The following is an 11772-nucleotide window of genomic DNA, read 5'->3' as shown; positions in this document are numbered from 1 at the left end:
ACCCTCTTTATCGTTGTTTCCTCGATTAGAGTGGTGCAAATATACGACTTATTCGGAAATCTCCAAATTTTTTTCTAAAAATTCTCCAACAACAAAATTACTGCCGCCGATAAAAATCATTTCATCTTCCGTACATTTCTCTTTTGCAGAGAGATACGCTTCCTGCACGGAATTGAAAATTTTATAGGAAATTTTTGCTTCCTTCAACAGTTCTTCATACTCCTGTGGTGGTCTGCCCCTTTGGATAGACGGTTTTGCAAAATAAAATTCAGCATTTTCCGGAACAATTTTCATGACGTCATCTATTTTCTTGTCATTCACAAAACCTAAAATGATATGTTTATGTTTTTTAATGGAATTTAATTGAGCAAAGACATGTTCCAGTCCGGCCTGGTTGTGGGCTGTGTCACAAATTGTAAGCGGGCTGTCTGAAAACTCATACCATCTGCCAATAAATCCTGTATTCCGGTGTACATGGAGGAGTCCGTTTTCAATATTATTGTTACTGATATTGAACTTCAATTTTCTTAATTCATCAATTAATGCTAAAACAACTCTGATGTTTTTCAACTGGTAATTCCCCTTTAAATCAGATTTTAAGTGGGTATTTAATGTGGTGGCATCAATAAAAACCGTATTTTCTTCCTCTGCCTTTTTCTTTATGATATTTTTTACCACTTCATTTTCATCTCCTGAGATAACGGGAATACTTGCTTTTACAATTCCGGCCTTTTCGCCGGCAATTTCTTCAATGGTATCGCCTAAAATATTCTGGTGATCCAGCTGGACATTCGTAATTGCAGAAACCAAAGGCGTGATAATATTGGTGGAATCTAATCTGCCGCCCAATCCGACTTCTATGATGGCTATATCTACTTTTTGCCGGTAGAAATATTCAAAAGCCATGATGGAGGTAAATTCAAAAAAAGAAGGACGTATATCTGCAGGAAGGGTCTTAAGTTTTTGAATAAAATGATAGACAAATTCTTTATCACAATTTTTACCGTTAATTTTTATACGTTCCGTAAAATCGATGAGATGAGGTGAATTATAGATTCCGACTTTATATCCCGACTCTTGAAGAACGGAAGCCAGCATATTGCTCGTAGACCCTTTTCCGTTGGTGCCACCGATGTGAATACACTGTATTTTTTCCTGTGGATTACCAAAAAATTCACAAAGCTTGCGGATATTATCCAATCCTGGTTTATACGCCTTCTGTCCGTCGATCTGATAATTCGGAGCCTGTACGAATAACCATTCTACAGCTTCCTGATATTGTGCAGTTGTCATAATGCAAAATTAAGCTTACTAAACAAAATTTTATAGGATTGAATTGAATTTTTTTAATCGCAAGCAGAGTGATTGTGTCCGGAGGATCGACTAAAATAATTTCTGAAAAAATAGATAAATTTTTTAATTTGATATAGATATAAAATGTTGTAAAATGATCAATATAGATTAAAATTAACTCTTTCTGTATGTGAAAAATACTTTTAAAAGCTTTAATTTGTGTTTGTGCAAAACAGGAATTATTTTAGCAAAAGAGATAAAGCACGCATGTTTAAGTCAGGAGTTTATTAATTTCAAATGTAAACGAGATATTAAAAATGACAGGCAAGAAATCAATGTAATTAACCAAAATATTTAAATTAAATAAAAAGAGAAATGCTCCAAAGACGTAAAAATTTTAATACAAAAAAGATATTGCTGTTTATATTTATTTTCATTTTAACGATTTCAATAATGGAATATTCTCCTACAGTTATTAGATATTTCGCTAATCAATTTAAATAGAATATTGCTCAGATGCCTTTATTAATGTGAAATTTTGATGATAAATAAGCAAAATCTTATAGCGGCAGGTCATAATTAAGTCCATTTCAAGATTCCATACAGACAAATGTTTGAAAAACACGAGCATTTTTTTTAATCAATGTAACAAAAAATAAAATGCTTCGTCTAATTGGGAAAATTAAGATTATGAAAAAAGTTTTGACTATTATTTTGGGATTATCTTGTCTGGCGGTCAGTGCCCAGAAAAAATGGTCTTTGAGAGAATGTGTAGATTATGCTACCAAACATAATCTTCAGGTGATCCAAAATGAATATTCGAAACAAATGCAGGATCTTAATCTGAAAATCGCAAAGAGAAACTATCTTCCGTCCGTATCTGCAAATGTTGGAAATAGCGTGAGCTTCGGGCAGGGATCATTAGGAGCGGGAAGTTATAGAAACGACAGATTCAATAACAGTGTCAGCCTTGGGGCGGATATGTTGGTTTACAACAACGGAAGACTTGAAAAAACCGTTAGAAAAACGGAATTTGATGTAGAAGCAAGTCAATACGATATAGAAACGATTAAAAATGATATTTCTCTTCAGATCGCTCAGCAATATTTGACAACTTTACTGAATAAGGAAATTGTAAAAATTTCACAGTCAGCAGTTGAAAATGCTCAGAAACAATACGACAGATCAAAAATTACGACAGAAGTAGGAACTACGGCTCAAACCGTTTTAGCTGAAGCAGAAGCAGGTCTTGCAAGGGAAAAACAGAATCTGAAAACAGCCGAAATTAATGTAGGAAGAAGCCTTTTTGCACTCGCTCAATTACTTCAGCTTCAGGAATATAAAGATTTTGATGTGGAAGATGTTAATGTACCGGATCAGCTGGCTCCGCAGTTGAAATCTGTCGATGAGGTTTTAACAACGGCTTACGAAACCCAACCGCAGATAAAAGCAGCTGAAAGCAGGATAAGATCTGCCGAAGCGCAGACTGAGATTAATAAAACTGCATTCTGGCCTACATTAACAGCGAGCGCTGGTCTTAACACTTTCTACAATAAGCAATTTAATGAGTTGCCAGGTGTTGTACAGGGAACTTTTTTTAATCAGTACAGCGATCAGTTTGGACAGAACGTGGGACTTTCACTAAATATTCCTATTTTCAATAAAGGAATTACGAAACTTCAGGTAGAGCAGTCAAAACTGAATGAAAGTATTGCCAAAGTAAGTATGCAACAACAAAAGCAGGCTGTTCGTGAAAACGTTCAGAAAGCGCAGTTTGATGTGGATGCAAACTACGAGATTTATTTATCCGCTGTTCAGACAGAGAAAAGTACCAAGCTTGCTCTCGATTTTGCGGATAAAAGCTATGCAGCGGGAAGGTCTACGATCTACGATGTGAATATCGCAAGGAACAACTATGCCAATGCACAGGGATCGGTAGCTCAGGCAAAATATAACTATCTTTTCAGTCTTAAATTGTTGAATTTCTATTCAGGAATTCCACTAAGTTTGTAGAATGTCTATTCAACCACTGGAAAAATATTTACCACCGCATACACTTCAATACCTAAAAGTCTGGTTTGCCGATTATTATATTCATATAAAAATCACAAGAAACAGAGATTCAAAGCTGGGAGATTACCGCAAACTGCCGGATAAGTCTCATGAGATTACCATCAATTCTACGTTGGTTCCACAGCTTTTTTTCTTTGTGCTTACTCATGAGTTGGCACATCTGATCGCCTTTGAAAAGTACGGAAGAAGAATTTCCCCACATGGGAATGAGTGGAAAGAAATATTCCGGCAGATGCTCCTGCAAAGCATTGATGTGTACGAAGAAGATCTTAAACCGATCATTATAAAATTTTCAAAATCTCCGAAGGCCAATTTCATGGCAAGTCCGGATCTCGTTAAATATTTCCATATTGAAAAACAGGATGATAGTCTTGTTTTTATTGAAAAACTCAGGAAAGGGGATTTCTTTATTTACCGAAATGAAAAGTATTTATTAGAAGGTCTTATTAAAAAAAACTATCTTTGTAAGAACCTGGCTACAGGAAGAAAGTACTCTTTCAAGCCTTTGGCAAGGGTAGAAAAATGCACTTAACAATGTCAAAATCAAATAGATATTGCGTGATTATGGCGGGAGGAATTGGCAGTAGATTCTGGCCTTTGAGTACGCAGAAATTTCCGAAGCAGTTTCACGATATTCTCGGAGTGGGACGCACCATGATCCAACAGACTTATGACCGGATCAGCAAGATCATTCCTGATGAAAATATATTCGTCATTACCAATACAGAATATGTGGAGCTCTCTCATCAGCAGCTGCCGGAAATTCCTCAGGAAAATATTGTGGGAGAACCCCTGCTGAAAAATACGGCGCCATGTAATCTTTATATGGCAAATAAAATTGCCGAAATTGATCCTGATGCCACCATGATTGTATTACCGGCAGATCACCTCATTTTAAAAGAAGAAACTTTCCTTAAAAAGGTAGAGCTGGCTTTTGATATTGCGTCTGAGAACGAATATCTGGTCACGTTGGGTATTACCCCTACAAGGCCGGATACCGGATACGGATATATTCAGTTTGTCGATAAACACGATTCCGATTATTATAAAGTAAAGACTTTTACCGAAAAACCGATTCTGGAAATCGCAAAAAGCTTCCTGGAAAGTGGCGACTTTTTATGGAACGCCGGAATTTTTATCTGGAACGTAAAGTCCATTCATCATGCTTTTGAAATGTATCTTCCCGAGATGACTCAGCATTTTATGGCTTGTGAGTACAATGCAGAGAGTGAAAAAAGCTGTATTGAACTGATTTATCCTAAAGTACAGAAGATCTCGATAGACAATGGGATTTTGGAAAAAGCAAAAAATGTATATGTAATTCCTGCCGATCTGGGATGGAGCGACCTTGGAACATGGACGTCAGTATACGAAAACACAGATAAAGACGAAAACAGAAATGCATCCAAGCAGAAGCACATCTTAACGTATAATTCGGAAGGCAATATCATCAATATCAAAAATAGCAATAAAGCAGTAATCATTGATTCATTAAAAGACTATATCGTTGTAGATACGGATAAAGTATTGCTTATCTGTCCGAAAGAACACGATCAGCTCATAAAGGATTATGTACTGGATCTCAAAAACTTCAAAAAAGGAGATAAATTCATATAAAATAATCAGGAAGCATCTGCGTTCTTTTAAATATGATAAGGTTTCGAAATCAATTCACGATATTCATCTGTATATTCATCTGTGGGCTTTTTTGTGCCCAGGAGAAAAAGCAGTTTCCCGGAATTCCGGTGATTTTAGCCAAAATAAACCCTAATACTAAAACAGACTCCTGGATTTTGGTCCATAAAAGTTACGGTAAGGATAATATTCTGAGAGAAGGCGGTGCTAAAAAAGACTATGAATCCCAGTCCGCAGGCTTTAATATCGGAATTGCCGATGAAGATGAATTCTATTACATCGTAGACTTTTCGTCCGGGAAATCGGAATATATTACAGATCTGAGTGGCCTCAGAAAATTCGTCGGGAAAGTAGATAATATTCAGGATGCCGCCGTTTTTGCCGCCACGGAAGGCTATATCATTGATGAGGAATTCAGAGATCTTGCCGCAAATTATTATGAAGACAAATCCAATTACTACCTTGATTTAGGAAAATTAACGTCCAGGGAATGCCCATACCAGAAAAAACATTTTACCCTAACCATCGGTAAATCTGCGGAGACGATCTCAAATGTAAAAGACAACGGAGCATACATCGAACTATACAATAAAAAATGCACCAATAACCCGAGACTCCTGAAAATCGAGAAAAAAGAAGAACCCAAAGATGAGCCTAAAAAATCAAAAAAACGCAGATAATTCCTACGAAACCGAACGGCTGATTCTTCGTCCCATGAACCTGGAAGACGCAGCATTTATCCTGGATCTTTACAACAGGCCCAGTTTCATTAAATATATCGGAGACCGCCACATTAGAAGTGTTTTAGACGCTGAAAACTATATTAAAAACAGATTTCTTCCACAGTTTGATAAACTGGGATATGGCAATTACCTGATCATGACAAAGGATGGGCATCACAAAATCGGAGGTGTCGGCATTTTTGAGAGGGATGGACTGGATGTCGTAGATATCGGCTTTTCTCTTCTCGAAGAATTTGAGGGTAAAGGCTATGCCTATGAGGCGGCCTTAAAAATAAAATCCGTAGGCATGAAAGATTTTGGCCTGCAGAAAATTTCAGCCATCACAACCAAAGAAAATTTCTCTTCTCAGAAATTAATTGAAAAGCTGGGGTTAAAATTTCAAAAATACGTTACCATTCCCGGAGATCCGGAAGAGCTGATGTACTATGAAACAGAAGATTGAAATATTGAATTCTCACGAATAGCAAATGAAACAGTTATTTGTGCCATTCGTGTTTCATAACTCATCCTTCCAGAATCTGTTCAGCTGCCGTTTTAGATGTTACCTTTTCAATCACTCTTTCACAGATTCCTTTTTCATCGAAAATAAAGGTTGTTCTTACGATTCCCATATACGTTTTTCCGAACGTCTTCTTTTCCTGCCATACCCCGAATTTTTCAAGGATTTCATGGCTTTCATCCGCAATAATGTCATAAGGAAAAGCAAATTTGCTGTGGAAATTTTTCTGTTTTTTTACAGAGTCGCCACTAATCCCCAACAATTGAAAACCGGCCTTTTCCAGCTTTGAATAATTATCACTCAGATTACAGGCTTCCACCGTGCAGGTGGGTGTGTTGGCCTGAGGATAAAAGAAAATAACCAGTTTTTTTCCGATCAGTTTTTCAGAGGCTACGGTTTCTCCATCCTGATTTGTTCCTTCAAATTGAGGCAATTTATCTCCAACTTTCAACATAATGATTAATTTTGTTCAAATTTAATGGTTACATGACAAAAAAGCAAAGAGCCGCGCTTATTCAGACGGAATTGGAAAAATTATATCCTGAAGTTCCCATCCCATTGGATCATACCGATCCTTATACATTGATGGTAGCCGTAGCGCTTTCTGCCCAGACAACCGATAAGAAAGTAAATCAGGTAACTCCTGAGCTGTTCAGAGTGGCTGGGACTCCGGAAAAAATGGCAAAGCTGGAAGTAGAAGAGATCAGGGAACTGATCAAGGAAATCGGATTATCCAATACAAAAGCCCGAAATCTGAAAAGAATGGCAGAACTTCTCCTCGAAAGACATCAGGGCGTAGTACCGCAAACCTATGAAGAACTTGAAGCCCTTCCCGGAGTCGGACACAAAACAGCCTCCGTCGTTATGAGCCAGGGGTTCGGGTTTCCTGCTTTTCCTATAGATACCCATATTCATCGTCTGATGACGCAATGGAAGCTGACTTCCGGTAAAAATGTCGTAGAAACCGAAAAGGATGCTAAAGCCATCTGGCCGGAAGAGGTATGGAACAAACTTCACCTTCAGATTATTTTCTATGGCAGAGAATATTCGCCGGCAAGAGGAAAAGGGGAAAAAGACTTTATTACGAAAATGTTATTTGAAAAATAAATATAGCGGAATAAATTCCCCTCCTCTGGAGGGGTGACGAAAATTCGAGAGAATTTTTGACGGGGTGGTCAAAAAAACTAGTCCAACAATCTGCGGTGGTAATTAATCTGCCCCAGATGATAATTCAAATGCCCAAACAAATGAATCAGGAAATATCCTGTCGTCATTTCATAGCCTAAAGGTTCAGAAGGATATTGTTTATGGAGATCTTCTGGAGATAATCTTTCAAGTGATGAGTTTACGATTTCTATAGTACTCTCGATCTGTTGAATCAATTTGGCTCTCGGAATATCTTTTAACGAAAATTCAAGATCCCGGATTCTCAAATAGCCGGAATGTCCAAGCGTTGCACCAATATAATGATTAAGGTTTCCGACCAGGTGCAGGCAAAGGTTTCCTGCCGAATTAGAGATGTTCTTATCGGTTTTCCACAGGTTTCTTTCATCCTGGTAAGATTCGATCTCTGTTTTTAGTTTATTCAGATCTCTGGCGAAAAGAGATTGTAAGCTTTGTATCATGTTATTTAACTTTTGTTCTGAAATATCCTTTAAAATTCTTGGTGACCAGCGAGTCGATTTTGGCAGTATATTCTATAAATCCATAAATACTGTCATCTTTTTTAAATGTATTTCTGTTGAGAATGAGTTTCTGATGGGTAGGGGTAGAGTTAATAAAATTCATTTCACCTTTCAATGTTTTCGGATTAATATCTTTAATCAGAAAGCAGTCATTGAAAACTTCTGCCAGAATACCATTGCCGAAATATCCGTTATGGTTATTTAGCCAGATGTATAAAGTATCGCTTTTAAATTCTGATCTACATTTATAATCTTCAAAATGAAATAATTCTGAAGTGTGATAAAAACCTTTGGGATAGCTTATTTTCTGTATAATATAGGCTGTCCGTGTTGCGCTTTCCATTTTTTCATTATTAAATAATTTCAGCTCGGACTCTTGCGAAAGCTTTTTAAAAATATGATGATTACTTAAATTTTCATCTAAAGCGAGCTTTTCAAAATTAGTCTGTGTTTTTTCTTTGGGTGTACATTCTATAGAAAACATTCCCAAAACGAAGTATGTAGCAAAACGGAATCCCTTCATTATAAAATATAGCAAGAGTCCATAATTTTTAATGCGGGATTTCTTCCGTCAGCACCTCGTTTCCGGCTTTGTCATAATAGGTACAGGTAAAACGATCCAGGTCGACAACCCACTTCTCGATGCCGGTTTCTGCGCAATCTTCGCAGAATTTCATATAATCGGTTTCGCCTTTCTGATGACTTTTCAACTGCTGGATAAATTTATCTTTATCCACTTCGTTTTCAATCGCAAGGCCGGCATATTTTGGTTCTGATTTTGTGGTGTAGCCATTTTCACCAAAATATTCGGTATGGCTGTCTTTTACCCATGTTTCAAAAGATTTTACGCCTAATTTTTTAATTTCTTTAATGTAATTCGGAAAATCGGCTCCCGACTTTACCTTGCTGTGAGCATCATCAATTTGTTCTACGGTAAACATTTTTTTCTTTGTATTTTGATTTAAATTAAAGCCTGGCCTGAAAGTGAAATTTGCTGAAAAACAGTGTATAAAAATGACTGTTTTTTTACTATCCCTTCGTTAATTGAAGCGGATGCTCGCAAACCCTCTGTTCATGGGCTTTTCTTCTTGTTTTTCTTCTGTCGGTTTCCTGGAGCCTAAAAATTATCAAGATAAATCTTCCAATTTATCAAGATAAATTGAACGGTTTATCAGCATTAATTTTTACAAGTATCAGCATATTCAGAAAATCTCAACCTGTAGCTACTACTTTTTTAACGGATATTTGATTGAAATTTAAACTTTTTGCATCAGTTAAAAAAGCAGCAACTTCTTTCATTATTTCTGCTTTTTCGCCCACAACTCCATTTTTCTGTTCAGAACATCTAAAGGAAGACATCCCTGGCTCAGAACCTCGTCATGGAATTTAGCCAAACTGAATTTATTTCCCAGTTCTTTCTGATATTTATCTCTTAGCTCACGGATTCTTAAAGATCCGATCTTATATCCGAGGGCCTGACCGGGCATAGCCATGTAGCGCTCAACTTCTGCGGTAGCACTGGCTTCATCATAAGAAATATTGCTCAGGAAATATTTGATGGCTTCCTCACGGGTCATTCTTCCGGTGTGTAAACCGGTATCTACCACCAGCCTTACGGCTCTCAGCATCTGATCGCTTAAATAACCCATCTTCTGATACGGATCCGTATACAAACCGAATTCAGGGCCTAACGTCTCACAATAATGGGCCCAGCCCTCACCATAGGCACCAAACCATCCGAATCTCATAAACTTGGGAAGCTTCGTGTTTTCCTGTTGCAGAGAAACCTGGTAATGGTGGCCCGGAATCGCCTCATGAAGGAATAAAGACTCCATTCCCGAGGTAACATTAAATGTCGTGGGATCGGGAAGGGGGACATAGAAAATCCCAGGTCTTTTCCCATCGGGTGTACCCTGGATGTATTCCGCGCTGGCACTGGCCTCCCTGAATTTTTCGGTCTGCCGGATCTCAAACTTGGTTTTCGGGGTTACGGAAAACATGGTTTTCAGCTTAGGGGTAATTTTAGTCAGAATGCCGTTAAAGGCATCCAGCACCTCTTTCGACGTTTTGTAAGGCATGGCTTTCGGGTCTGTCTTTACAAAACTGATAAATTCTTCCAGCGTTCCCGTAAAGCCGACCTGCTGTTTTACCTTCTCCATTTCAGCCCGGAGCATGGCCACCTGCTGAAGCCCGATCTTATTGATCTCTTCAGGTGTTTTGTTGGTCGTCGTCCAGCTTTTTGCATAGAACTGGTATATTTCTTTTCCGTTCGGCAGGCTGTTGTAGCCATCGGTGTCCCGGGCTTTAGGCAGGTATTCTTTTTCCAGGAAATCGCCCATTTTGGTGTAAGCCGGAATGATCTTCTGTAAAATAGCGTCTTTATAAAGTTTTGAAAACCGTTCTTTCTGCTCTTTGGTAAAGTCTTTCGGGAACTTCCTGATGGGTCCGTAGAAAATATTCTTTTCCAGATCGGTCGATGTAATTTCCTCGGCCCTCATCTGAGGAATCATTTTTACGACGAGCTTTTTAGGCAAAACCATTTTGCTGTTCATGCCTTCACGGAAGTTATCGGCTGCGGCATTCATCCAATCCGGGAATTTTTCCATTCTTCTTAGCCAGTCGGTGTAATCTTTTTCGGTGTTAAAAGGCTGGCTGCCTTCTCCGCTGCCATACAGGGGAAAATTTAGCGGAAGCCCGCCAAACTGGGTAAACGGAATGTATTCAGGATGATAGTTGTAGGCCTGGACTTTATCTTTTAACGTAAAATCCAACACATCATACACCACTTTATCTTCATCCGAAAGGTTTTTATAATCCACATTCTCCAGCTGTTCCTGTACCGATTTGTAGAAAGCTACTTCGCCGGATATAAAATCTTTGTCAATATTGATCGGCAGCTGATCATTATACCTGAGATCTCCCTGTGAAGTAGCATCCAGCGGATACAGCTTCAGGTATTGCTCATAATAATGGGAAGCAATGGAATCTAAATTGGAGGGGGTAACTTTCGTTAGCGGAGAATCAGATTTTTTGCACGAGACCAGGCTTATGGCAAGGCTGAGTCCCACAATACTTTTTGATAAAATGATTTTCATTCTGCGGAATTCTTTATAAGGCAAATGTAAATATTAAAACGTTTGATTTTGGTTTAAAATTAAAAAACGCCGGAGATTTGCACAAATGAAAGGGGTTTTAATTATGAAATATGTACTGTTGAAAAGCTTTCTGTCAATTAAATCCAGCAATTGTTAAAAATAATTTTCAAAAAATTCTTCACGTTCAATCTATTTTTTATCTTTGTTGAAAACGTTTAACAATCATAGTATTACAGCTCTTTTTTAAGAAATAATGAAAGGGATTTTAAAAATTTACCATCCGGATGAAACGCTAAAGTACAATATCCGAAACACTTATTGTAAAGCAGTTTACAGCAATCAGCAACACTTTTTAGAGGTTGAGATTATTACGGATGACGGTCTGGATCATGTGGAGGACGACTCTCTGCAGTACAATTTTCCTCAGCTTTCACTTCAAGTTTTCGATTTTCCTATCGAATCTGCAGAAATTGAAGGAAAAACAATTACCGTTAATGATTCTGACGAAGAAAGCTTCACAGAAGTCGATCTTTTTGATGATGAAGATGCTTTTATCTATGATAATGAGCTTCAGTTTGACAGAAACGAGGAAGGAGAGCTTCAGGTAATTTGGAAAGGAACCATTGATGATTTCTACACAGGTTCCGGTACTCCGATTCCTTTCAGGCTCAAGTGCGAATTTAAGCAGGATGAAATTGAAGTAGACGAAGATTAATTTCTCATCTGTTTTTATTGATCCGGAATGTATA

At 37.8% G+C, this 11772-nt stretch carries 13 protein-coding genes; 7 read left to right on the top strand and 6 right to left on the bottom strand.

What is annotated here, in order from left to right:
* Positions 1–48 precede the first annotated feature (48 nt).
* Positions 49–1293 carry a bifunctional folylpolyglutamate synthase/dihydrofolate synthase gene (locus tag AC0N32_RS01460; RefSeq protein WP_476392107.1) on the bottom strand — a complete coding sequence of 415 codons (1245 nt, stop codon included), beginning with the start codon at positions 1291–1293 and terminating at the stop codon, positions 49–51.
* 690 nt (positions 1294–1983) lie between these two features.
* Here AC0N32_RS01460 and AC0N32_RS01455 point away from each other — a divergent pair.
* From AC0N32_RS01455 to AC0N32_RS01435, 5 genes are read left to right on the top strand one after another with little or no spacing between them, the layout of a single operon-like run.
* A complete protein-coding gene (locus tag AC0N32_RS01455; RefSeq protein ID WP_476392106.1) occupies positions 1984–3306 on the top strand; it encodes a TolC family protein in 1323 nt (440 codons plus the stop codon).
* 1 nt (position 3307) lies between these two features.
* Positions 3308–3898 carry a SprT-like domain-containing protein gene (locus AC0N32_RS01450; protein ID WP_476392105.1) on the top strand — a complete coding sequence of 197 codons (591 nt, stop codon included), beginning with the start codon at positions 3308–3310 and terminating at the stop codon, positions 3896–3898.
* Between the two features lie 2 nt (positions 3899–3900).
* A complete protein-coding gene (locus AC0N32_RS01445; protein WP_476392104.1) occupies positions 3901–4983 on the top strand; it encodes a mannose-1-phosphate guanylyltransferase in 1083 nt (360 codons plus the stop codon).
* 32 nt (positions 4984–5015) lie between these two features.
* The gene (locus AC0N32_RS01440) at positions 5016–5681 is read left to right on the top strand and encodes a hypothetical protein (RefSeq protein ID WP_476392103.1); all 666 of its coding nucleotides are present in this window, start codon (positions 5016–5018) and stop codon (positions 5679–5681) included.
* On the top strand, positions 5650–6186 hold the full coding sequence (locus AC0N32_RS01435) for a GNAT family N-acetyltransferase (RefSeq protein ID WP_476392102.1): 537 nt from the start codon (positions 5650–5652) through the stop codon (positions 6184–6186). Before AC0N32_RS01440 ends, AC0N32_RS01435 begins: the two co-directional genes overlap by 32 nt.
* Positions 6187–6247: 61 nt before the next feature.
* On the opposite strand, the gene bcp is transcribed toward AC0N32_RS01435, so the two are convergent.
* Entirely contained in the window at positions 6248–6697 is a 450-nt protein-coding gene (bcp, locus tag AC0N32_RS01430) for a thioredoxin-dependent thiol peroxidase (protein WP_476392101.1), read from the bottom strand.
* Positions 6698–6729: 32 nt separating this feature from the next.
* Between bcp and AC0N32_RS01425 the strand changes: the two genes are divergently transcribed.
* The gene (locus tag AC0N32_RS01425) at positions 6730–7350 is read left to right on the top strand and encodes an endonuclease III domain-containing protein (protein WP_476392100.1); all 621 of its coding nucleotides are present in this window, start codon (positions 6730–6732) and stop codon (positions 7348–7350) included.
* Between the two features lie 77 nt (positions 7351–7427).
* On the opposite strand, the gene AC0N32_RS01420 is transcribed toward AC0N32_RS01425, so the two are convergent.
* From AC0N32_RS01420 to AC0N32_RS01405, 4 genes are all read right to left on the bottom strand, one after another.
* A complete protein-coding gene (locus tag AC0N32_RS01420; protein WP_476392099.1) occupies positions 7428–7868 on the bottom strand; it encodes a DinB family protein in 441 nt (146 codons plus the stop codon).
* 1 nt (position 7869) lies between these two features.
* On the bottom strand, positions 7870–8466 hold the full coding sequence (locus tag AC0N32_RS01415) for a hypothetical protein (RefSeq protein WP_476392098.1): 597 nt from the start codon (positions 8464–8466) through the stop codon (positions 7870–7872).
* A gap of 13 nt (positions 8467–8479) precedes the next feature.
* A complete protein-coding gene (locus AC0N32_RS01410) occupies positions 8480–8869 on the bottom strand; it encodes a DUF1398 domain-containing protein (protein ID WP_476392097.1) in 390 nt (129 codons plus the stop codon).
* Positions 8870–9226: 357 nt separating this feature from the next.
* Positions 9227–11023, bottom strand: coding sequence for a DUF885 domain-containing protein (locus AC0N32_RS01405; protein ID WP_476392096.1), 1797 nt, complete (start codon positions 11021–11023; stop codon positions 9227–9229).
* Between the two features lie 253 nt (positions 11024–11276).
* Between AC0N32_RS01405 and AC0N32_RS01400 the strand changes: the two genes are divergently transcribed.
* The gene (locus AC0N32_RS01400) at positions 11277–11738 is read left to right on the top strand and encodes a hypothetical protein (RefSeq protein ID WP_476392095.1); all 462 of its coding nucleotides are present in this window, start codon (positions 11277–11279) and stop codon (positions 11736–11738) included.
* The last annotated feature ends 34 nt before the right edge of the window (positions 11739–11772 follow it).

This window comes from Chryseobacterium endophyticum, assembly GCF_056333165.1.
Note: the sequence above shows the minus strand (reverse complement) of the source record. Positions and strands in the feature narration are given on the sequence as shown.

Coding starts and splice junctions, on each gene's coding strand:
- AC0N32_RS01460 (WP_476392107.1), bottom strand. CDS start 1,293: ATGACAACTGCACAATATCAGGAAGCTGTAGAATGGTTATTCGTACAG.
- AC0N32_RS01455 (WP_476392106.1), top strand. CDS start 1,984: ATGAAAAAAGTTTTGACTATTATTTTGGGATTATCTTGTCTGGCGGTC.
- AC0N32_RS01450 (WP_476392105.1), top strand. CDS start 3,308: ATGTCTATTCAACCACTGGAAAAATATTTACCACCGCATACACTTCAA.
- AC0N32_RS01445 (WP_476392104.1), top strand. CDS start 3,901: ATGTCAAAATCAAATAGATATTGCGTGATTATGGCGGGAGGAATTGGC.
- AC0N32_RS01440 (WP_476392103.1), top strand. CDS start 5,016: ATGATAAGGTTTCGAAATCAATTCACGATATTCATCTGTATATTCATC.
- AC0N32_RS01435 (WP_476392102.1), top strand. CDS start 5,650: ATGAGCCTAAAAAATCAAAAAAACGCAGATAATTCCTACGAAACCGAA.
- bcp (WP_476392101.1), bottom strand. CDS start 6,697: ATGTTGAAAGTTGGAGATAAATTGCCTCAATTTGAAGGAACAAATCAG.
- AC0N32_RS01425 (WP_476392100.1), top strand. CDS start 6,730: ATGACAAAAAAGCAAAGAGCCGCGCTTATTCAGACGGAATTGGAAAAA.
- AC0N32_RS01420 (WP_476392099.1), bottom strand. CDS start 7,868: ATGATACAAAGCTTACAATCTCTTTTCGCCAGAGATCTGAATAAACTA.
- AC0N32_RS01410 (WP_476392097.1), bottom strand. CDS start 8,869: ATGTTTACCGTAGAACAAATTGATGATGCTCACAGCAAGGTAAAGTCG.
- AC0N32_RS01405 (WP_476392096.1), bottom strand. CDS start 11,023: ATGAAAATCATTTTATCAAAAAGTATTGTGGGACTCAGCCTTGCCATA.
- AC0N32_RS01400 (WP_476392095.1), top strand. CDS start 11,277: ATGAAAGGGATTTTAAAAATTTACCATCCGGATGAAACGCTAAAGTAC.